This is a genomic window from Shewanella sp. SW1 (assembly GCF_025653545.1).
In the GTDB taxonomy this organism is placed as follows: domain Bacteria; phylum Pseudomonadota; class Gammaproteobacteria; order Enterobacterales; family Shewanellaceae; genus Shewanella; species Shewanella oncorhynchi.
The window spans coordinates 37,858-58,999 of the sequence record NZ_JAKKSG010000014.1 but is presented as its reverse complement, the minus strand read 5'-3'; the positions used below and the strand labels follow the sequence as shown (position 1 = coordinate 58,999).

Annotated in this window: 18 protein-coding genes; 8 read left to right on the top strand and 10 right to left on the bottom strand. The window is 45.2% G+C overall.

All coding sequences use genetic code 11. From position 1 onward, the window contains the following. The first annotated feature begins 289 nt into the window (after positions 1–289). The 3 genes from speF to L5M71_RS13660 all read left to right on the top strand — a co-directional run bounded on the left by speF (position 290) and on the right by L5M71_RS13660 (position 5,137). On the top strand, positions 290–2,452 hold the full coding sequence (speF, locus tag L5M71_RS13670; RefSeq protein ID WP_105250508.1) for an ornithine decarboxylase SpeF: 2,163 nt from the start codon (positions 290–292) through the stop codon (positions 2,450–2,452). Between the two features lie 86 nt (positions 2,453–2,538). Next, the gene (gene potE, locus L5M71_RS13665; protein WP_105250509.1) at positions 2,539–3,858 is read left to right on the top strand and encodes a putrescine-ornithine antiporter; all 1,320 of its coding nucleotides are present in this window, start codon (positions 2,539–2,541) and stop codon (positions 3,856–3,858) included. A 124-nt stretch (positions 3,859–3,982) separates the two neighbouring features. Then, positions 3,983–5,137 carry a porin gene (locus L5M71_RS13660; RefSeq protein ID WP_263147622.1) on the top strand — a complete coding sequence of 385 codons (1,155 nt, stop codon included), beginning with the start codon at positions 3,983–3,985 and terminating at the stop codon, positions 5,135–5,137. A 374-nt stretch (positions 5,138–5,511) separates the two neighbouring features. On the opposite strand, the gene L5M71_RS13655 is transcribed toward L5M71_RS13660, so the two are convergent. Then, positions 5,512–6,072: a gluconokinase gene (locus tag L5M71_RS13655; protein WP_263207506.1), complete on the bottom strand. Its 561-nt coding sequence runs from the start codon at positions 6,070–6,072 to the stop codon at positions 5,512–5,514. A gap of 85 nt (positions 6,073–6,157) precedes the next feature. On the opposite strand from L5M71_RS13655, the gene gntU reads away from it, so the two are divergent. Beyond that, positions 6,158–7,501 carry a gluconate transporter gene (gene gntU / locus L5M71_RS13650; protein ID WP_105250511.1) on the top strand — a complete coding sequence of 448 codons (1,344 nt, stop codon included), beginning with the start codon at positions 6,158–6,160 and terminating at the stop codon, positions 7,499–7,501. 53 nt (positions 7,502–7,554) lie between these two features. Here gntU and gntR read toward each other — a convergent pair whose 3' ends face one another. The 3 genes from gntR to L5M71_RS13635 form a co-directional block, all read right to left on the bottom strand. Further along, the gene (gene gntR, locus L5M71_RS13645) at positions 7,555–8,553 is read right to left on the bottom strand and encodes a gluconate operon transcriptional repressor GntR (protein ID WP_263207504.1); all 999 of its coding nucleotides are present in this window, start codon (positions 8,551–8,553) and stop codon (positions 7,555–7,557) included. Positions 8,554–8,774: 221 nt separating this feature from the next. Then, the gene (locus L5M71_RS13640; RefSeq protein ID WP_263207502.1) at positions 8,775–11,210 is read right to left on the bottom strand and encodes a YgiQ family radical SAM protein; all 2,436 of its coding nucleotides are present in this window, start codon (positions 11,208–11,210) and stop codon (positions 8,775–8,777) included. 215 nt (positions 11,211–11,425) lie between these two features. Then, on the bottom strand, positions 11,426–11,836 hold the full coding sequence (locus tag L5M71_RS13635; RefSeq protein ID WP_113941441.1) for an MAPEG family protein: 411 nt from the start codon (positions 11,834–11,836) through the stop codon (positions 11,426–11,428). Between the two features lie 157 nt (positions 11,837–11,993). Between L5M71_RS13635 and L5M71_RS13630 the strand changes: the two genes are divergently transcribed. Both L5M71_RS13630 and L5M71_RS13625 read left to right on the top strand, forming a co-directional pair. Further along, positions 11,994–13,214, top strand: a complete 1,221-nt coding sequence (locus L5M71_RS13630) for a threonine/serine exporter ThrE family protein (protein ID WP_105250515.1) — start codon at positions 11,994–11,996, stop codon at positions 13,212–13,214. 191 nt (positions 13,215–13,405) lie between these two features. Beyond that, positions 13,406–15,052: a hypothetical protein gene (locus tag L5M71_RS13625; RefSeq protein WP_263207500.1), complete on the top strand. Its 1,647-nt coding sequence runs from the start codon at positions 13,406–13,408 to the stop codon at positions 15,050–15,052. A 64-nt stretch (positions 15,053–15,116) separates the two neighbouring features. Here the strand turns inward: L5M71_RS13625 and L5M71_RS13620 are convergent, their stop codons facing one another. Next, entirely contained in the window at positions 15,117–15,821 is a 705-nt protein-coding gene (locus L5M71_RS13620; protein ID WP_263207498.1) for a DJ-1/PfpI family protein, read from the bottom strand. 243 nt (positions 15,822–16,064) lie between these two features. Here L5M71_RS13620 and L5M71_RS13615 point away from each other — a divergent pair, with 243 nt between their 5' ends. Further along, positions 16,065–16,691 (top strand): TetR/AcrR family transcriptional regulator, encoded by a 627-nt coding sequence (locus L5M71_RS13615; protein ID WP_263207496.1) that lies wholly within the window; start codon positions 16,065–16,067, stop codon positions 16,689–16,691. A 95-nt stretch (positions 16,692–16,786) separates the two neighbouring features. Beyond that, positions 16,787–17,677 carry an IS982 family transposase gene (locus tag L5M71_RS13610; protein ID WP_263207494.1) on the top strand — a complete coding sequence of 297 codons (891 nt, stop codon included), beginning with the start codon at positions 16,787–16,789 and terminating at the stop codon, positions 17,675–17,677. Positions 17,678–17,721: 44 nt separating this feature from the next. On the opposite strand, the gene L5M71_RS13605 is transcribed toward L5M71_RS13610, so the two are convergent. From L5M71_RS13605 to L5M71_RS13585, 5 genes are all read right to left on the bottom strand, one after another. Continuing rightward, positions 17,722–17,976 (bottom strand): hypothetical protein, encoded by a 255-nt coding sequence (locus L5M71_RS13605; protein WP_113941445.1) that lies wholly within the window; start codon positions 17,974–17,976, stop codon positions 17,722–17,724. An 11-nt stretch (positions 17,977–17,987) separates the two neighbouring features. Next, positions 17,988–18,491, bottom strand: coding sequence for a hypothetical protein (locus L5M71_RS13600; protein WP_263207492.1), 504 nt, complete (start codon positions 18,489–18,491; stop codon positions 17,988–17,990). 9 nt (positions 18,492–18,500) lie between these two features. Then, a complete protein-coding gene (locus L5M71_RS13595; protein WP_105250521.1) occupies positions 18,501–18,824 on the bottom strand; it encodes a DUF883 C-terminal domain-containing protein in 324 nt (107 codons plus the stop codon). Positions 18,825–19,456: 632 nt separating this feature from the next. After that, positions 19,457–20,020, bottom strand: coding sequence for a hypothetical protein (locus tag L5M71_RS13590; protein ID WP_263207490.1), 564 nt, complete (start codon positions 20,018–20,020; stop codon positions 19,457–19,459). A gap of 164 nt (positions 20,021–20,184) precedes the next feature. After that, on the bottom strand, positions 20,185–20,916 hold the full coding sequence (locus L5M71_RS13585; protein WP_263207488.1) for an LNG1/LNG2 family protein: 732 nt from the start codon (positions 20,914–20,916) through the stop codon (positions 20,185–20,187). Positions 20,917–21,142 lie beyond the last annotated feature (226 nt).

Genomic DNA, 21,142 nt, shown 5'->3' with positions numbered 1-21,142 from the left:
CTAAAGTGCTATTGCTCTAATAGGCGCAAACACTTATCGTACTGTTTTCATTTGGTTTATTATCTAACACCTTAATCAAAGCATTCTTTTATCAGTGCAGTTTTACTGCGGCTAAGCTATTCATACGCTCAATAAATATATTTCTACTTATATTTATTTCGTAACTTTGGCATAACCACATTTAATCTGCGCACGGAATAGCTATATCTAATTTTCATACCATTAATGTTTTTAATTAGGTATAGGCACACTTGTATCTATTTTTTATAAAGTAAAAGGGAAATTAACTATGAAATCATTAAAAGTAGCCGCTAGCTTATCTGTTAGATCTTGTTTCGATATCGACAGAGAAGTTGTCAATGTATTAACCACAGATTTTTGCGATGTGGGCGCGGCTGTCGTCTCTGTTGATGATGTTAGAAATGGTATTGTTGAAAAGATTAAAAACACCGGATTGAAACTGCCCATTTTCGTTTCAGTTTGCTGTGAAGAAACCTTCCCTGATGATGTTTGCTCATCGATTACAGGGGTATTTGAACTCTGCGGTGATAACACTGACTTCTACGGAAAACAGGTTGAGACTGCAATAAGTAAATATGAACAAGCGCTATTGCCACCTTTCTTCGGTACGTTAAAAAAATACGTCGAAATGGGTAACTCTACCTTTGCCTGTCCTGGTCACCAAGGCGGACAATTCTTCCGTAAACACCCTGTGGGCCGCCAATTCTTCGACTTTTTTGGCGAAACAATTTTCCGCGCGGATATGTGTAATGCCGACGTGAAACTGGGTGATTTACTGATCCATGAAGGCGCTCCACTGGAAGCACAGAAATACGCTGCCAAAGTTTTTAATGCCGATAAAACCTATTTCGTACTTAACGGCACTTCGTCATCAAATAAAGTCGCGACTAATGCGCTGTTAGCGAAAGGCGACCTAGTGTTATTCGACCGCAATAACCACAAATCAAACCACCATGGCGCATTAATTCAAGCAGGTGCTACACCTGTTTATTTAGAAACGGCACGTAATCCCTTCGGATTTATTGGTGGCATTGATGCCCACTGTTTCCAAGAGTCCTATTTAAGAGAGCAAATTCGTGAAGTCGCGCCAGAAAGAGCCGATGAAAAACGCCCGTTCCGCTTGGCGATAATCCAACTCGGCACCTATGACGGCACCATTTACAATGCTCGCCAAGTGATTGATAAAATTGGTCATCTTTGTGACTATGTCTTATTTGACTCTGCTTGGGTGGGTTATGAACAGTTCATCCCTATGATGAATGACTGCTCACCACTCTTGCTCGAACTGACTGCTGAAGATCCAGGCATTATCGTGACTCAGTCGGTACATAAACAGCAGGCGGGTTTCTCACAAACCTCGCAAATCCATAAAAAAGATAAACATATCAAAGGCCAAGATAGATATTGCAACCATAAACGCTTCAACAACGCCTTTATGATGCATGCCTCTACCAGTCCCTTCTATCCTTTATTTGCGGCGCTAGATGTAAACGCGAAAATGCATGAAGGCGCAAGCGGTCGTTATCTGTGGCGCGAAGCGGTAAAAGCGGGTATCGAAGCACGTAAGCTATTGCTCAAAAAGTGTAAATATATCAAGCCATTCGTGCCAACAATGATCGACGGCCGCCTATGGCAAGACTATGAAACCGAACAAATGGCCGATGACTTACGTTTCTTCGAATTCGAACCTGGTCAGAAATGGCACTCCTTCGAAGGTTATGAAAAAGGCCAATACTTTGTTGACCCTTGTAAGTTCTTATTAACAACACCGGGCATCGATGCTGAAACAGGCAAATATACCGAATTTGGTATTCCAGCGACTATTCTGGCTAACTTCTTACGGGAAAATAATATTATTCCAGAGAAGTGCGACTTGAATTCGATTTTATTCCTAATGACACCTGCGGAAGATATGGCCAAGATGCAACATCTGGTATCACAAATATCTCGTTTCGAGAAATTAGTCGATGAAGATGCGCCATTATCTGAAGTATTACCTAACGTTTATAACGCCAATAAAGCCCGTTATAAAGACTATTCTATCCGTCAACTCTGTCAAGAAATGCACAATCTTTATGTCAGCCATGACGTAAAACAACTGCAGAAAGAAATGTTCCGTAAAGCGCATTTCCCTACAAAAGTGATGGACCCGCAGGAAGCAAACCTAGAGTTTATTCGTGGCAAAGTAGAATTAGTCCCACTCTCGCAAATTGAAGGAAGAATTGCAGCAGAAGGCGCACTCCCTTACCCACCAGGCGTGTTATGTATGGTGCCAGGTGAAATATGGGGCGGTTCTGTTCAGCGTTATTTCCTTGCCCTTGAAGAAGGCATCAACCTATTGCCTGGATTCTCACCAGAACTGCAAGGTGTATATCTCGAAAATACCGCAGACGGCAAAATTCAAGCAATGGGCTATGTACTAAATAAATAATGAAGACTGACTGCAGAGTTTATTAACCCCACTCTGCAGTCAAATTCATGCCTCCTATAATAAGTCACCTAAATTAGGTTATTAGTATGAGTAAATCAGAAAATAAAATTGGCGTCGTCCAATTAACTATTATCACCATAGTCAACATGATGGGTTCGGGCATTATTATGCTGCCAACCCAATTAGCTCAAGTCGGTACTATCTCCATTTTATCTTGGTTAGTAACAGCAGCAGGGTCAACAGCCCTCGCCTTCGCTTTTGCTAAGTGCGGTATGTTCAGTAAAAAATCCGGTGGTATGGGCGGTTATGCCGAGTATGCCTTCGGCCGTTCTGGCAACTTTATGGCCAACTACACCTATGCCGTCTCGCTGTTAATCGCCAACGTCGCGATTGCCATCTCTGCCGTGGGTTACGCTGCCGTGTTGCTGGAAGTTAACTTAAGCCCGATGGCAATTTGTCTTGCGACCATTGGCGTACTTTGGTTGGCAACCATTGCTAACTTCGGTGGTGCCCGCATCACGGGTCGCGTCAGTAGCGTGACTGTGTGGGGGATTATTCTGCCAGTGATTGGCGTATCTTTAATTGGTTGGTTCTGGTTTGACATCGACCTCTATAAAGGCGCATGGAACCCGCATGATATGCCATTCTTCAAAGCGTTAGGCGGTTCTATCGCTATGACTTTGTGGGCGTTCCTCGGTTTAGAATCGGCCTGTGCAAACTCAGAAGCCGTCGATAACCCAGAAAAAAACGTACCTATCGCCGTGATGGGCGGTACCTTAGGTGCTGCAGTGATTTATATTGTCTCCACTAACGTCATTGCTGGTATTGTGCCAAATGCCGAGCTTGCCATGTCAAATGCGCCATTCGGCTTAGCCTTCGCACAAATGTTTAATCCAGTAGTTGGTAAAATCGTGATGGCCTGCGCCATTATCTCCTGTACTGGATCACTCTTAGGTTGGCAGTTCACTATTGCCCAAGTGTTTAAAGCCTCTGCCGATGAAGGATTTTTTCCGAAAATTTTCTCTAAAGTCAGCAAAGCCGATGCGCCAATTTGGGGCATGACTATTATCGTCTCGATCCAAACAGCATTATCGCTGATGACCATTAGCCCATCACTGAGTAAGCAGTTCGAAGCACTCGTTAACCTCGCCGTCGTCACCAACATTGTGCCTTATATCTTATCTATGGCCGCGCTTGGCATAATGCAAAGACAGCAAAAAGTGCCTATCAATAAAGCCCGCGTTGCCAACGTGATCGCCGTAATCGGTGCGTTATATAGCTTCTACGCTCTGTACAGCTCTGGCGAAACCGCAGTGATGCTTGGCGCCATAGCCACCTTCTTCGGTTGGACTATTTTCGGCGTGATCTCAAACCAAGCGCCTGTTGCCGACACACGTCCAGCCTAAATACGGCTAACGCATGATCGGAAACAATTAATACCAACATCCACATCAAGACTAACGATAACTCAGGGATCATAGGCCAAGCCTATGATCCCCTGGAGAATACTTGCTCATTATCGGGGGATTTATGAATAAGACTTGTCTCGCTTTAGTGTTACCTATGCTATTAACGGCCACCAGCAGTCAGGCGGTTGAACTCTATAAAGATCAAAAAAACACCTTAGATTTAACCGGTTGGTTAGGGTTTGCAGCATTAAATGACAGCCACGATACTTCAGTTATCGACGACTCGTCACGCCTAAGATTCAGCTTCGAACGCAGCGAGAAAAATGGTTGGACCGCTTTTGCTACCACAGAATGGGGGATCAACATGGTCTCCAGCGACGATGGGCTAGTGATGCAAGGGGGCAAACTCGCCGCCGAAAAAACCGATGATTTTCTCTATAACCGCTTAGGTTATGTTGGCATGTCCCATGATACATGGGGCAACCTGAGTTTCGGTAAACAATGGGGCGCCTACTACGATGTCGCAGGCACTACAGATTTACCGAACGTATTTGCAGGTTACAGCGTTGGCGCTTACACCTTCGGTGATGGCAGCCTCACAGGTACAGGCCGTGCCGATTCCGCCTTCATTTACCGTAATAATTTAGGCCCAGTACAAATCGCCCTGCAATATGCCGCCAAAACCAATGGTGATGTCAGCCTAAAAAACGATGACGGTAGCGAGATGACCAACTCAGAACTGAGTTTTGACAGCAGCTACGGCGCCAGTATCACTTATGCGGTAACCGATAAATTTAAGCTACTCGCAGGTTTTAACCGCGGCGATTTTGAAGGCCACTTAGGCAATACCCAAGTCGATGAAACCAATGAAATTGTCGGCATTGGTGCCATGTATGGTGACTACTATCACTATGCCGAAGGACGTGAGGCCAACGGTCTCTATGTGGGCTTTAACGCTCACAAAAGTAAAAATAATGAACTGGTCAACGGCGATCTCTACGACGCCACAGGTGCCGAGTTGATGACGGCCTATCAATTCGACAACGGTTTTGTGCCCATGGTTGTACTCAGTTATTTAGATTTAGACACAGATGCAGCTACGCCTATTCAAGGTCAATGGACTCGCCAATTTGCCATGCTGGGGCTGCATTATCGCTACAGTAACGACACTGTGATGTTTGCCGAGATGAAGCTAGATTTCAGTGATATGGATGATCCTGCACTCGAAGCACAGGAAGACAACAGCTTCGCAGTGGGGATCAACTACTTTTTTTAGGACTAAAGGAGATGTTAGCTAAGGTTTCTAAAGCGCTCATTCTACTTTTGCATTGCTTAGTCGCATGAAGCAGGACGATTTTGAGTAACAGTCTTCAGTGACCGTTCTAATCATATGTTGAGTTAAATCATGTTTAGCAGGATAGGCAGCTCGCGTCATCGCTCATATGCGTGAGCTTATTTGAGACTGAGGTGCGGCGCACGTTCCGTCTACAAACGCTCGCCGTAACACTCATTGGATGGTACCGCAGGCTTACCATTATCTCTACGCCACTCCAAGTTAGTTTCTGGAGTGGCTTTTTTTCTAAAAAATTGAGCGGTTTAAGCCGATGTGCATTACGACTTTACGCTTGACTTCAATGGCCAACGTTGACCTTACCCTTCGCCATTTATCGCATTAATACAGCGTTGTACGACTTCTTCGAAAGTGCCGTCTATGCTCACTTGGATAACGTCAGCTTCATCATTCGCGGGCATTTCCAGCGTGTCGAACTGACTCTTGAGTAGCTCAATCGGCATGAAGTGGGCTGTTCTGGCAAACATGCGTGTTTTGACTAATTCAAAATCTCCGTATAGATGAATGAACACCAGCTTGCTATTGTTCTGACGGATTAAGTCACGATACTGGCGACGCAGTGCAGAGCAGACAATAACCCCCTCTTCACCCTTTTGCTCAATGCTATACACAGCATCGTTGATGCGCTCAAGCCAAGGAGCACGATCGCTATCGTTGAGCGGTGAGCCAGATTTCATCTTGATAATATTGGCTCTAGGATGCAGATCATCACCATCAATAAATTTCGTCTCTAAAGCCTCTGCGACCGCGGCACCAATCGAAGATTTGCCACAACTAGAGACGCCCATGAACACATAGCTATTACCTTTTTTTCTCTCAGTCACTTTGTTAACCTCATGCCAATTCTCGAATTTAGTCACTTCCCACTCTACCATATTACGGGTAACATGTTACCGGTAACCTACAAAAATGTGGACAACTTAACTAACAAGGAAAAGTCCTCTTATGTCTGATATGTCATTGATTCTGACAGCACTGGGTTCAATCGCCCTGCTACTGTTCTTAGTGATGAAAGTGAGATTACATGCAGTAGTATCATTGATACTGGTGTCGATCATTGCCGGCCTTTTCTCTGGCATGAACCCAGCTGATATTACCAATACGATTCAACAAGGTATGGGGGGAACACTAGGCTTTGTTGCGGTTGTGGTCGCTTTGGGAGCCATGTTTGGCCGGGTAATGGAAGAGACTGGCGCGCTAGATCAGATAGCCCATACACTGCTGAATAAATTTGGTAACGACAAAGCTCACTGGGCCATGACCTTTACAGGCTTTATCTGTGCGCTCCCCCTCTTCTTCGATGTTGCTGTGGTACTGCTGATTGGCATCGCCTTTGCTGTGGTTCGTAAAGGGGGCGGCAGTGTCGTTAAAATTGGTATTTCACTGCTCGCGGGTATTGCCACCTGTCAGGCATTTCTCATCCCTGCACCGGGGCCTATTTTGGTCGCTTCCCAGCTCAATGCCGACTTTGGCTACATGATAGTCTTCGGTTTATTGGCATCGATTCCGGCGATGATTCTAGGCGGCCCGCTCTTTGCCAGCCTCATCTCCCAAAAAGTCCATGTTGAGCTGCCTGCCCACGAGCAGCAGGAAAAAGGTGAACGAGAAGGCGGACCGATCCCCTCATTCGCGCTATCAATCAGTATTGTGGTGTTCCCACTGCTGCTTATCGGTTTAAAGACAGTGGTGTCACGCTTTATTGATGAAAAATCCGATCTGCATAATTGGCTCGCCTTGATAGGTCATCCCTTCACCGCCATTTTGCTAGCCTGTTTAATCGCATTCTATGTGCTAGGCGTTAGACGCAATATTCCCAATGAGCGCATCATGGAAATCTGTAGCAGTGCGCTCCAACCTGCAGGGATCATTATTCTCGTCACCGGTGCTGGTGGCGTGTTCAAGCAAGTGCTGATTGACTCAGGTGTCGGCGATGCATTAGGCAATATGTTGGCAGGTTCGGGATTACCGATTGTAATACTGGCATTTATTTTGTCGGCTTCGGTGCGCGTGATCCAGGGGTCGGCCACCGTGGCCATGTTAACGGCTTGCGGCCTTATCATCCCAATACTTGAACCACTAAACTTAGATGGTGCTCAATTGGCGGCAATTACGATTGCCATTGGCGGTGGTTCAATTGTGCTCTCGCACGTCAATGACTCAGGCTTCTGGCTCGCTAACCGTTTTCTTGGATTATCAGAAAAACAAACACTGCAAACTTGGACTGTAATGGAGACCATTATTGGTACGACGGGCGGCATAGTCGCAGTCATCATCTCTGCGTTTCTCTAGCGCTAGCCTGTGATGACAAACATTAGCCGTTAAGCGAAAGATCAAGGGGAAGTCTACAATGTTTCCCCTAGATCAATGCGATAGCCCAGATCGATAACCGAATCTGCTATCTCTTTGCCATTTAACCTGTCTAATAGCTCAGTGGCAGCAATTCGACCAATCTCTTTTCTCGGCGTAATAATGCTCGCCAATTTTGGCGTCATAGATTGGCCAATATCATGGCCATGAAACCCTGCAACGCCAATTTGTTCAGGGATCTTGATGCCTTGTCTTTGACACTCAAATATCACCCCCGCAGCCAAATCATCGTTGGTGCAAAAAAAGCTATCTACATAGGGATATTTCGCTAATGTTTGTTGCAATAACGACGCCCCCAAGGAAAACGATGAAGCCTCATTGGTGGTCATCGCCAAAGGTGTAAGCTGAGCTTGCTGCATCGCTAACTCGTAGCCTCGCATCTTAAGCTGAGTGCGAATATCCATGCGCGCGCCTAGGTAGGCAATGTGGCGATAGCCTTGTGCAATCATGGCCTTAACCATTTCGCATGCGGCCGCGGTGTTATCGAAACCCACACACTGTTGAATAGAAGGCGACACGCTATCCATCATTTCGATGACCGGAATGCCCGCCGTTTCAATCATTCGCACGGTACGCGGCGTGTGGTAACTTTCGGACAAGAGTAAGCCATCGATATTGTAAGAGAGCAGTGATGCCACCCGCTCTTCTTCTAATTCGGCCTGATAGCCGTAGTGAGCCAGCATGGTTTGATAACCGCGTTTACCGGTCACATTCTCGATACCGCGCAGCACTTCAGCAAATACTTGGTTGGTTAACGAAGGCACTAACACGCCAATAGCGCGACTGGTTGCTTGCGCTAAAATTTCCGGTGCGCGATTAGGAATATAACCTAAGGTTTCTAGTGCGACAGCAATCTTCTCTTGAGTGCTTTGCGCCACCCTTGTTGGATTTTTTAAATAGCGACTCACCGTCATTTTGGTGACCCCAACTTGATCGGCAACGTCTTGAAGACTGGGTCTACGCTTTTTATTCATAGTATCTAATGTTAGTTAACGAACCGCGGATATGGGTGAGATGTATAGCTAAAATATCGAATATAAACAAATAGTAGACATAAACATCAGACAGGGATCTTATAATAGTTCGCCCAGCGATACCAGTTGAGGACTATTTTAGCGGAATGACCATGCTAGCTAGGCCACTCCAAACCATATCTGGAGCAGCCTTTAAACATTATTTGTGATGGCGAAAAGTGTTACTTAGCCTGTTGGCGACCCTGAGAGGGCTTTCCTGCAGGTTTACCACCCGTTTTTGATGGGTTTCCGCCTTTAGCACTGCTGTTCGCTTGAGCGCCGCCGGCCTTAAAACCAGACTGGCCGAAGGGCGCTTTTGCTCCCGGACGGCTCGAATGGGCTCCGCTGGGTTTAGAGCCAGTTGGTTTAGATCCCGTTGGCTTAGCGCCATTCGCTGCGGGTTTTCCGCCTTTAGCAGCGGGTTTTGACTCAGCACCAGCCTGAGCTTGCGCGCCGCCTTTAGCTGCACTTTTAGATTTACCGTCACCCTTGCGGTCATCAAACTGATTGCCCGAGAAGCGAGTAAAGGCTTTTTGGCCTTGGTTGGCATCTTTCATCCACTTAGGTCCGCGCTCATTTCGACCTTCTGGCGGCACTAACTGATGCGGACTATTACCGATCAAGTCTTCACGCCCCATGGCGGTTAAGCCTTCACGGATCAATGGCCAACCCGCAGGATCGTGATAACGGAGCAATGCTTTGTGCAAGCGACGTTGGCGCCCTTTCTTCGGCACAGACACCACTTCGCTGGTGTGCTTAACGTTTTTCAGCGAGTTTAACTCGGTATGATAAATCGTGGTCGCATTCGCCATCGGTGACGGATAAAAGTTCTGTACTTGATCGAGTTTGAACTTACGCTCCTTCAACCACAGGGCCAAATTCACCATATCTTCGTCGGTCGTGCCAGGATGAGCCGAAATAAAGTAAGGGATCAGGAACTGCTCTTTGCCCGCTTCCTTAGAAAACTTATCGAACAATTCTTTAAACTTATCGTAGGCGCCCATGCCAGGTTTCATCATCTTGCTGAGCGGACCTTCTTCGGTATGCTCAGGGGCGATTTTTAAGTAGCCGCCCACATGGTGCTGCACTAACTCTTTAACATAAGCCGGATCTTCGATCGCCAAGTCGTAACGCACGCCAGAGGCAATCAATACTTTCTTGATGCCAGGTACGGCACGTGCCGCGCGATACAAGTCGATTGTATGTTTATGATCTGTGCCTAAGTGGCCGCAAATCGATGGAAACACGCAGGATAAACGACGACAGGTTTTTTCGGCCTTTTCGCTGGTACAACCTAAACGGTACATGTTGGCGGTGGGGCCGCCTAAATCGGAAATCACCCCAGTAAAGCCGGGCACTTTTTCCTGAATGTCTTTGATTTCTTTAACGATTGACTCTTGTGAGCGACTCTGAATGATTCGGCCTTCATGCTCGGTAATCGAGCAGAAAGAACAGCCACCAAAGCAACCACGCATGATGTTGATAGACGTCTTGATCATGTCATAGGCAGGGATTTTTTCCTTGCCATAGATAGGATGAGGAATGCGCTGGTAAGGTAAATCGAATACGGCATCCATCTCATCGGTATTGAGCGGCCATGCGGGCGGATTCACCCAAACGGCGCGGTCGCCATGGGGTTGAAATAACGCACGAGCACAACCTGGGTTTTGCTCTTGGTGCAAAATCCGTGAAGCATGGGCATATAAATATTTGTCTTCAGAGACTTTTTCAAACGCTGGCAGCAGCACATAGGTTTTATCCCATGGCTTAGGTTTAGGCGGCTGAACGCTAATTGGCTTAGGGGCTTCGTTATCGAATATCTTCACATCCGACGGGCCAGACAAGTTAGCACAACCCACATCATCGGCGCCGTAAGGATTCGGCAGCGGCTCTATCTTGTGCAGTTGGTCAATCTTGCGCGAGTCCATACCGCGCCATTCGGGCAGCGGCTCTTTACGGATAACAGCTGTGCCACGCACATCATGTAACGAGCTAATGGGTTCACCGGCAGCTAAGCGGCGTGCCACTTCGACTAAAGGGCGCTCGGCGTTGCCGTACATCAGAATGTCGGCCTTAGCATCGAAAATCACACTACGGCGTACTTTATCCGACCAATAATCGTAATGGGCGATGCGGCGCAAACTGGCCTCAATCCCGCCAATGATCACAGGCACATCTTTAAAGGCTTCTTTACAGCGCTGGGTGTACACAGTCACGGCGCGATCTGGGCGCTTGCCACCAATATCACCCGCGGTATACGCATCGTCAGAACGTAAACGACGATCTGCGGTGTAACGGTTGATCATCGAATCCATGTTGCCGGCGGTGACGCCAAAAAACAGATTTGGACGACCCAATTGCATAAAGGCTTCTTTGCTCGACCAATCTGGCTGGGAAATAATGCCGACTCGGTAACCTTGGGCCTCTAACATACGGCCGATCACTGCCATGCCAAAGCTTGGGTGATCCACATAAGCGTCACCTGTGACTATGATGATGTCACAGCTATCCCAACCAAGCTTATCCATCTCCTTGCGAGACATAGGTAAGAAAGGCGCAGTGCTGTCGCCCGTGGCCCAATACTTGGGATGACTAAAGAGTGTGGATTCAACTTGCATGGATTGTGACCCGAAAACGTAATGTCAAATAAAGGCGCCACGAAAATAAGTTACGCCAATTTAGGGACGCGGAGTATAGCAGGGAATGGAGGATAGATGCGATTAAAAAAACACCAATCGAGGCATTTTCAGGGGTATTTGAGCCAGAAGCGTAATACCCCTAAATCCGCTATGGATATGGCTTAGGGCGGAATTGACCGCCCAAACCTGCGAGCCTAGAGACCCTTTCCTAAACCTTGAGCAAAATGCAGCAAATTCACCAGCGCCAAACTGATAATCACTAGCCAAGTGAGCAATACGCCCCAAAAACGACCAAAATGATAACCACCTTGGCCTTGAGTTAAGCCAATAGCATGGAGTAAGCGCGCCACTATCCACACGGTCCCAAAACAGTGTAAATAAAATGCAGGCAAGCCACCCGCTTCGGCCACCAGCATTAAAATCAATACGATAGGCGCATTTTCGATCAGGTTAACATGCACTCGATTAGCCAAAGCTAAGGTGCTGTTACCACCATCGCCTAAGCCGATTTTCTGACCTCGCCTTAATTTAACTACTCGATAAGCCAAAGCGACAATTAATAGCCCTGTGAGGCTAGCGTAAAGACCCGTTACCATCAAAGACATGCCTATTTCCCCTTATCAAAAAGCTGACTATAGCCCGAGCTGCAAAAAATCAGCAATTTATTTGTATTAAGGTTAAAAGCCATTAACCTTTTATAGACAAGATAGGTTAATATGCGCGCGTCATTCCCTACAACTTTTTATACAGTGAATACCCCGATTGGATAACGACGAGTTTATCGAAAAACGCAGATTTATCATAAAGCTAGGTAAAGCCTTGCATAAGTTTGGCACACCCGCTTATCGTCTAGAAACCCACTTACAAACCGTTGCTCGCACCTTAGGTATCGAAGGCTATTTCCTTATTTCTCCGACGTCGATGACCTTCGTTTTGCAACATGATACTGATCAAGAATATAACCATGCCGCTCGCGTTAAGCCCGGTGAACTCGATTTGGGCTCACTCGCCCGCACCGATGAATTGGTCGATGAGTTAACCTCAGGTAAACGCACTTTGGCCGAGGCCTTAGATCGCTTAGAAGAAATTGCCAATAAACCCAATCCCTATGGCCCTGTATTAACTTGCTTTTCTTTTGGAACTTCTGCCGCCGCTTTCGCTATGCTGATGGGCACGGGTTGGAACGATGTATTTTGGTCAGGATTATTAGGCTTATTCGTCTATGGCTTGGTATACCGTGCCGAACGCTCGGCCCGCATGGCCGAAGTGCTCGAACCCTTCGCCACTATCCTTTGCGCCATCGCAGCCTGTGGCATAGCGCGTATCGATCCAAATATTAATATCCCAGTAGTGATCCTCTCCTCCATTATTATTTTTATTCCCGGCTTAGCCTTAACCTTAGGTTTAGCCGAACTCGCCGCACGGGATTTAATTTCTGGCACGGCGCGCATCATGGATGCGAGCATGCAATTATTTAAGCTGTACTTTGGCGCAGTGCTCGGCATGGCAATCGGTAAAGCTATGTTCGGCGAAGCGATTCACATAGAACCTGAGGGTTTACCTCGCTGGGCGATATGGTCGGCGGTTCCGATTCTATCTATGGCGCTGGTTTTTATCTTCAAAGCACGGATGCAAGATTCGCCTTGGGGCGTATTGGCTGGGATAGTGGCGTTTTTCTCAGCCATGCTCGGCGGACATTATTTTGGTGATTCGGTGGGGATCTTCTTTGGTGCCTTGGCAGTAGGAATTTATTCTAATCTCTTCGCCCGCTGGATGAAGGCGCCTGCCTCCATCGCCCTGTTGCAGGGAATAGTGATCTTAGTCCCCGGCAGTAAAACCTATATCGGACTCAATGCACTGATCTCAGGTGAGACCATGCTCAATCAGTCGCACATAGGCTCGCAAATCTTTTTGATTTTTATGTCGCTGATTGCGGGGCTCATCTTTGCTAACGTCGCTGTCCCACCTAGGCGTACACTGTAACAATCGCTAATCCGGCTGGAGCCCGCGCCCAGCCGCTACCTCAAGATAATCTTAAGCTAACCTTAAGTAAAATAAGAAACTTATTAAAATGTTTCCTTGACTAACACTCGTTTTCCATGTGTTATTAAATTGTGAATTGCAACGTGAAATTGTTTTCGCTGCAGTCGTCGATTTCATGGGAGTGGCCTTTTATGCAGAAATTTTTTCAGTATGCATGCATCCTATCTTGTTGTGTTGGCAACCTAATCAGGGTTGCCCAAGCAGAAGAGGCTAAGCTCGCCGATCCCGCAAACCAAGATCAAACAAAACAAAAAGTCAGCAAGATTGTGGTGGTCAACAACCCCATTTTTGATGAGTCAGATCCCGATGCTTTTTTCATTCACCGCTGGGCTAACGCCCTGCATATCAATACCAAAGAATATGTGGTTCTCGATAATCTAACCTTCAGCGAAAATGATACTGTTACACAAAAAGATCTCGACGAATCCCAACGCCTATTACGCGCAGTGCCTTACATTCGCGACGCCAAAATTTATATCGCCGAGAAAGATCCCCAAGCCGATGTCGATCCATCCGTTGAGTCAGTGGTGGTGGAGACCTGGGATAATTGGTCATTATTACCGACAGCGAGTTTAAGTAGTTCAGGTGGCGACACCCGTTACTCCTTCGGGCTCAAAGAAGACAACTTGCTTGGAACTGGGATCCGCACTCGACTTAAATATCAATCTAATGAATCCCGGAATGGCTATAAATTTGCTTTCGAAGCGCCGCTCAGCATTATTGAGCACGGCACAGTTGCCGCTGAGTTCTACGACAATAGCGACGGCCAAGCTAAACACGTTTATGTGAGTAAGCCCTTCTATTCCCTCAATACGAGTACCATGTATTCGGCGGAGTTTTTAGACGATAACCGTACAGATACCCTCAGACAAAATGGGCAAGAGGTGAATGAGTTCACACACACAGTCGACTATCTCAATCTGCAATATGGCTGGTTAATTAATAAAAACAGTCAGCACCTTTCTCGCTTTATTACCGGTGTCACCCAAGACAAGCACGAGTTTGTCCATTCTGAGCGCTATCCTACTTCCATGCTCCCTCAAGACAGGGACTTTATGTACCCTTGGGTCGCCTACGAGTTTATCGAAGATGATTTTCACGTACTGAATAATGTTCACCTGATCACCAACAATGAAGACTTTAACTTAGGTTGGCATCACTATGTACAATTCGGCATAGAAACCAATGATATAGGTGATAATAATCCCTTAGGCTACCACGTTAACTGGCAAAGCACTGGCGGGTATAAGTTTAACGATCAACTGTGGCTGTTAGAAATGGGGGGAACAAGCACTATCGGTACCACCCAAAAAGATACTTATAAGGTCGATGTTCAAGCCGAATACTTCTATCAAATTCATCCTAAGTGGACGGCTTATGGCAAAGCTTGGGCTAGCCTTTCACAGAACACTTATCTGGATCTAACAAAAGGATTAGGGGATGAAACTGGCGTGCGCGGTTATCCAAACGAATACCAACAAGGGGATAATCAGTGGTTACTGACCGCCGAGATACGCAACTACCCCAATATCAACTTATACCAACTGGCTGAATTAGGCTGGGCAGTCTTTGCCGATCTGGGTCAAGCCTCCGGCGGCCAACTCGCCGAGAATAACGAAGTCAGCGGACCACTGGGTAGCATAGGCATAGGCGCGCGGATTTATTCCTCTCGGTCCAGCTATGGCAACGTAGCCCATATTGATTTTTCACTCCCTTATACGAGCGGCGAGTCAGTAAACAGCTGGGAATGGCGATTCCTAGTGAAAAGCAGTTTTTAAACTAAGGTACATAATAATCGTATGAACTATGTACTTTTTAAGACAATCCTTGACACCTTGTGGCCTAAAATAATCCTGACGCTATCAGCCTAACCTCCTGCTCAACCCTTTGTACCAAAAGAGCATCAGCCAATATAGGTGAGCCACAATTAAAGGGAGGTTTAGGATCATATTCAAACAATAACTGCAGTGTTTTAGCCTGTTGTTCACCCTCTATATTGGCAATGAGTGCCAAAGCAAAATCGAGCCCTGCAGTAATACCGCCGCCACTGATCCGATTACGGTCAATCACAATACGTTTATTTTCAAAGGTAATTTGAGGATATTGTGCCAACACTGAAGCATAAGCCCAGTGAGTGGTCGTGCGATAACCATTAAGTAAACCTGTTGCCGCAAGAATCAAGGCACCAGTGCATACAGATGTAATGTATTGTGCTTGCTCCCCCTTGCATTTTAAGAAAGAAATGACTTGCTCATCCTGTATTTGCGCCAAAGGATTTGCGCTCCCAGGCACTAAAAGGATATCTATCGGCGGACAATTATCGAAATCGTAATTAGGTTGTAAGTTAACGCCCGCATCACAGGGTAATAGCATGCGGGTTTTCGCAAAAGTGAAGGTTTCAAAAGATGGCACAAAGGCTAAAAACTGTAGTGGCCCATAGGCATCGAGCATCGTCATGCCGGGATAAAGAAAAATACCTACTCTTAATTTGTGCTTGATTAGATTATTTGTTTGATCACTTTGAGCCGCTTCAATATTTTCACTCATCACAGATTCTCCATCGGTAGTGACAATTTCATATTTCAGGTAACACTGTCATTGCAGTTAACCCTATGACCGTCACTATAAAGCCCATTATTCCTAACCATCAGGCACAAACTCGCCCGCATGTTTCAAATGGTACACCTGAGCCTATCTGTTCCAATTAAGCAAAAATCACAACACAAGAGCCATTGAGGCTAAGGTATAATCACACGCCTAAACTGAGTTGAATTTAAAGCGGGATCCAATATGCACACAAAGCACTGCATGCACATAGCGAAAAGCCCGCGGGCTGTGCTCAAGGTTCTCCACGCTTTTAAGGAAATGCTGAAACAGCAAGATTATCGTGATATTGCAGTGGCAGATATTGCCTACAAAGCCGATGTCGGACGTACGACGTTTTATCGCTACTTCAAGCGTAAGCTGGATATTCTTATTGCACTCCATCAAAATATTTTTGAAAATATCTTTGAAGATCTACAGTCAACCGAAGACTGGCTTTCAACTAATACACCCCCCTCATTGGAAAAACTGCTTATTACTTTTAGCCGAAACAGCATGTTTCGCCGTTCCATGTCATTTAGACTAGGTAGCGACCTCGATGCAGCAACTAAACAATTACAAACTAAACTTGTGCAACATATCGAAAATAAATTGATCAACACCTTCAACACTGACGAATTTATTATTCCAAGCTACACATTAGCCCATAGCATAGCAGCTCTTTATTTAAGCCAAATTCAACAACTTATCGCCAGTCCCACACCTTGTCCTACACAACAAGCAAAATACTTACACTTACTGACTCGAGGCATAATTGTAGCGGCATTGACGACAACTAATAGCAGCGAAACCCACACCAATGGAAATCATTAAGGTAACCTGAACTCGGGATAAGAAATGTTGAACTAATAGCCCTCCAAGTGATCGGATCTTTCGACCAAGAGAAACCCCATCACACCGGAGGGCCTATGCATAAATTAGTGGAAGTGTTTTGCGATGTCGATGATTTTTGCGCTGTTTTCATTCCAGAATGGGAAAAAACGCTGTTAACCGATGGTATACGCAAGCGTCAACGCGCTGGCCGTATGACGATGAGCGAAGTGATGACCAGCATCATACTTTTTCAGATGTCTCACCACCGTGATTTCAAGAACTTCTACATCGGCTATCTGGCTCATTTCTACAAATCCGCTTTTCCTAATTTACTCAGCTATACCCGCTTTCTTGAGGTGATGCCCAAGGCTTTAGTGCCGCTTTGCAGCTACTTTGCCAGCCTCAAGAGTGACCCCACTGGCATCGAATTTGTTGATTCAACCAGCATCAAAGTGTGTCATAACCTACGTATTCATCGCCATAAAACCTTGGCGGGACAGGCGTGCAGAGGTAAAGGCACCATGGGGTGGTTCTATGGCTTTAAGCTGCATTTGATTGTGAATCATCAAGGCGGAATAGTGGCGGCCAAAGTGACCCCAGCGAATGTACATGACACAAAACTGGTGAACGAGATGGTGCACAGTGACATGAATAAACTCTATGCAGATAAAGGGTATATCAGTAAAGCACTGTCCAGTGAATTGCTGGAGAAAGGCATCACACTGGTGACAAACGTGCGTAAGAATATGAAAGTAAAAGCGATGTCGTTGTGGGATAGAGCGATGCTGTCGAGACGTTTCATCATAGAAACCATCAACGACCAGTTAAAAAACATCTCTCAAATAGAGCACTCTAGACACCGCAGCGTACATGGTTTTATGCTCAACATGATTGCGGGACTCATCGCCTATCAATTGAAAGACAATAAGCCACAACTGAACATCACTAACGCAGAGTTTAATGCTATTACAGTTATGGCTTGTTAAACCGATCTCAGGTTAAGGTAGAAATCACGGCATTTACATCATTCTCAAGCAATGAGTTTGGTAATCCAACGCAAACCAAAGGTGCTACGCAGTAGTTTTACAGTGCTGTTGTGGCGCATTTGAAACAGGCAGCCAAGGCTAAAACTGACGATTAAACCTGGCGTCGATCCTATAAAATCACGACTGCTTTGCGCTAATTGTCGTTTCCTCATCAGTAACAAATCATGCTGCAACTGGCCTTGTTCCGTCAGCACAGTCAGCTTCAACTGCTGTTTTTTAAGCAACTGTTGAATTAGCATACTCGCACCTCCTATTTTTGATGTTCCGACTCTCGAGTCGAGAGCAAAAGCTGTAATTGCTGCCAAGTCTTCGAAAAGCCAGTTTGTGACAGCACATAGCCAAGACTACGCCAACACCAAAGCAATAAAACAAACTGTAGCACCACCAAAGCGCTCACTGTGGCCAATAATGAACCGCTCAATTGAAACAGCATATAGCCCAGCAGTAATAAAATACTGCCCCAGAATAACGTAATGCCAGTACCAAAACAGACGACTAAAGCCGCAGCGATAATCAGGCTACGCCCTGTTAACCGCCATTCTGCCGTTGCTATTTCCCCGGCCAACTTCAACTGCTCGAGATAGGCTTGCTTCACTGAACTGCTAAGAACAGCTATTTCAGCCAGTTGCTCAATTGCCTGATCAATAACGTTATGCTGGGCAGCAGCTGATGCTGTCTGCCCAGTTTTGGCGGTTTGCGCACTATGCTGGACGGGCCTTTGTTCTGGCGCCTCTGACCTTGCACGGTTTTGCATAAATCCACCTTAGCGACGGCGCAATAAAGCCGTTAATACCACACCAGCGGCAAAGGCAATCCCAGCTGTGGCCAATGGATTTTGCGCTGCCAACTCACGGGTTTTGCTATAAGAACTTTGCAGTTGTAATTTGATTTCCTCCTGCTTGAGCGCCAGAGTTTCCTGTGAGCTAGCTGCCGTTTTACGCAAAGTGTCTTCTGCAACTGCGGCTTTCTCTGCTACTACATCAACAGCATGGTGCGTCACTTCAGTTGCTTTCGCTGTTGTGGGTGAATTTAAAGCACCGCTATCTTTACTGTTAGTTTGTTCTGCTACGCTTTTTGAACTGGCCATAGAAAGCCTCCTTGGTGAACACTGTGCAATGCAACAAGATGCTGCACTTTGCGTACAAACCAATGCAATGGCTATACCAAACAATATAAACTCATAAAAACAAAAGGTTGGAACTACTTTATTTCTATTAACCCTCCAAGTTAACGGTAGATGTTACCTGCATTGAGTAATTTTTACCTACAACGAAGAAAGACTAGAAATGGCTGTAATGGCGGCTAAACTGAAAGCTAAATAAGCGATAGACTGAATGTACTGGAGAACAAGATAACTCTGATTTTTTAATGAGTTAATCAAATAAAATTTATCATTACCGTATAAATTAAAAAACAAAAAGCCCGTTTGTCATTACGACAAACGGGCTTTTTGTTGAATGAGGTGAGTTGGTCGATAAGCCGGATAGCCAACTCCAACATTCTGAATTCATTGATACACGTTTTTGTATGAGTGATTAGTGTACCACTTTGTGTCTCACTCTCAAGCAAACTAAACAACTAACTTCACACCAGTATAATTTCTATGTTTAGCCCTATCTTTTGCGGAGAACGATTTAATCGACTCATACCACGATTTACCCTTATAGTAAGTAAGCTTGCGAATAGCCTTTCAACAACTATAGAGAACCTGTTAGTAGTTTATATCGTTTTAGATAATTGATATATCAAATCAATTGGACCTGGGAAGGAATGTAAAAAACGTTCATGCAGGGCTTTAGTTTCCATGTTAAAAAAATTGAAACCTTCTTCACTGGTTGAGCGCCGCTTGAGGTAGTCATTGCAATAGCCTGTTACTAAGCCTGCTATTAGCCCCCTTAGCTCCACTTCATAAGCAGTAGTAATATAGCGAATTTTTTCAAACTCAAAAGATGGTGGGATATTGAATATTGATAAATCAACTGCAAGTTCATTTAGGTGCTCTAGCATCTCTTCTTGCTCATGAAAATCTATTCGCAGTAGGAATTGTTCTAGAAATATTTGATTAGAAAAAATACGGACCATCTCATCCTTTGTTAATAAATAACCACTTAATCCTTCAACTTTATCTGAAGCACGTATTCCAAAACCAAAAGGGCTCATCAGTGATGCGTGCTTAAATACTTCACTGGCTTCAACCGCAGCACTTTCTTTGTTAGATTTAACTCCTAATGAGAACATGCAAACCAAAGCAAAGATTACGATACCTGCGACTATTATTTCCATATTTCCTCCATATATTCATCCATCTTTGAAAGGTCGATTTACGTGATACTAATGCTGTTAACTGAGGTTTAGGGTTCATTTGAGCCTAACGAAAAGCTATTCACCCCAAGTAAACCCCAATTAATTAGACTATCACCCCATACCTCATTAACAACTTTAAAAAGCTAGCTCAGAATCAAGCATGGTTTATTCCAGAACCTTTTTATTGTTCTCACAGAGACATCAATAGCGTTTGCCACCTGTACCTGAGTCATCCCTCGCCCTTTACATGACAGAATCTCAAGGTGGCGCTCTCGCTTATTACTTTCTTTAGACTTACTAGCACAACTCTTCTTTAGTCTTACAGGTAGATAACCACAAACTTTTTTGACCTGACCTATCAATCCTATGGCGGTCAAGTTTGAATGAATCACTAATTTGTGCTGTTGAATTATCGTTAAATCTGATAGTGCCACTACATCCTTAATAAACTGACTCCCCGCCACTCTTTTGTATTGAATCAATTCATCAGCGTCTCCATTGCATTGCTTTATAGCCAATAGTAAAATGTCGCTAGGTACCTTATCTGGATTACCTAAGGTTAAATTGACAGCTGATACTATGACTTCCTTAACCTTCTTGCAATTCTTGTCGATTCGAGGGTTATAGCCCCCTCCTTTAGCTTGACATGCATTCTTCTTTGCCATTGCAATGTAAATCTGACTCAGGCCAATCACTGCTGCAACATTACCACTGATGGCATAGGTCGCAATGTCCAACTCAGTCTCAACAAATTCAGTTATTTCTGGTTCGAAATCATCATAATTAACATCTAAGCCTATCTCATCGACTTCACCTGAACTTAGAAGCCAATCAGCCTTCCCCTTTAAATCTTTATTTACATTATTATCCAACACTTACCCCTCCTATTTTTTATACATAACCTCACTTAATCATCTGTTTTTATTAAAAAGTATTCTTAACTCGAATACTATTCAAAAACAAAGCTATCTTCAAAACCGAATTGGTGACAATAAAGAACACCATCACTTATATAAGAACCTGTTATAAAATGTCCCCTATCAACCGAATCATCACCATAAATAATCACCAGACTGACTTAATCACCAGACTGACTATGAC

Excerpts from the sequence above, each read along its gene's own strand:
- speF (WP_105250508.1), top strand. The coding sequence starts at position 290 with ATGAAATCATTAAAAGTAGCCGCTAGCTTATCTGTTAGATCTTGTTTC.
- potE (WP_105250509.1), top strand. The coding sequence starts at position 2,539 with ATGAGTAAATCAGAAAATAAAATTGGCGTCGTCCAATTAACTATTATC.
- L5M71_RS13660 (WP_263147622.1), top strand. The coding sequence starts at position 3,983 with ATGAATAAGACTTGTCTCGCTTTAGTGTTACCTATGCTATTAACGGCC.
- gntU (WP_105250511.1), top strand. The coding sequence starts at position 6,158 with ATGTCTGATATGTCATTGATTCTGACAGCACTGGGTTCAATCGCCCTG.
- gntR (WP_263207504.1), bottom strand. The coding sequence starts at position 8,553 with ATGAATAAAAAGCGTAGACCCAGTCTTCAAGACGTTGCCGATCAAGTT.
- L5M71_RS13640 (WP_263207502.1), bottom strand. The coding sequence starts at position 11,210 with ATGCAAGTTGAATCCACACTCTTTAGTCATCCCAAGTATTGGGCCACG.
- L5M71_RS13635 (WP_113941441.1), bottom strand. The coding sequence starts at position 11,836 with ATGTCTTTGATGGTAACGGGTCTTTACGCTAGCCTCACAGGGCTATTA.
- L5M71_RS13625 (WP_263207500.1), top strand. The coding sequence starts at position 13,406 with ATGCAGAAATTTTTTCAGTATGCATGCATCCTATCTTGTTGTGTTGGC.
- L5M71_RS13620 (WP_263207498.1), bottom strand. The coding sequence starts at position 15,821 with ATGAGTGAAAATATTGAAGCGGCTCAAAGTGATCAAACAAATAATCTA.
- L5M71_RS13615 (WP_263207496.1), top strand. The coding sequence starts at position 16,065 with ATGCACACAAAGCACTGCATGCACATAGCGAAAAGCCCGCGGGCTGTG.
- L5M71_RS13610 (WP_263207494.1), top strand. The coding sequence starts at position 16,787 with ATGCATAAATTAGTGGAAGTGTTTTGCGATGTCGATGATTTTTGCGCT.
- L5M71_RS13605 (WP_113941445.1), bottom strand. The coding sequence starts at position 17,976 with ATGCTAATTCAACAGTTGCTTAAAAAACAGCAGTTGAAGCTGACTGTG.
- L5M71_RS13600 (WP_263207492.1), bottom strand. The coding sequence starts at position 18,491 with ATGCAAAACCGTGCAAGGTCAGAGGCGCCAGAACAAAGGCCCGTCCAG.
- L5M71_RS13595 (WP_105250521.1), bottom strand. The coding sequence starts at position 18,824 with ATGGCCAGTTCAAAAAGCGTAGCAGAACAAACTAACAGTAAAGATAGC.
- L5M71_RS13590 (WP_263207490.1), bottom strand. The coding sequence starts at position 20,020 with ATGGAAATAATAGTCGCAGGTATCGTAATCTTTGCTTTGGTTTGCATG.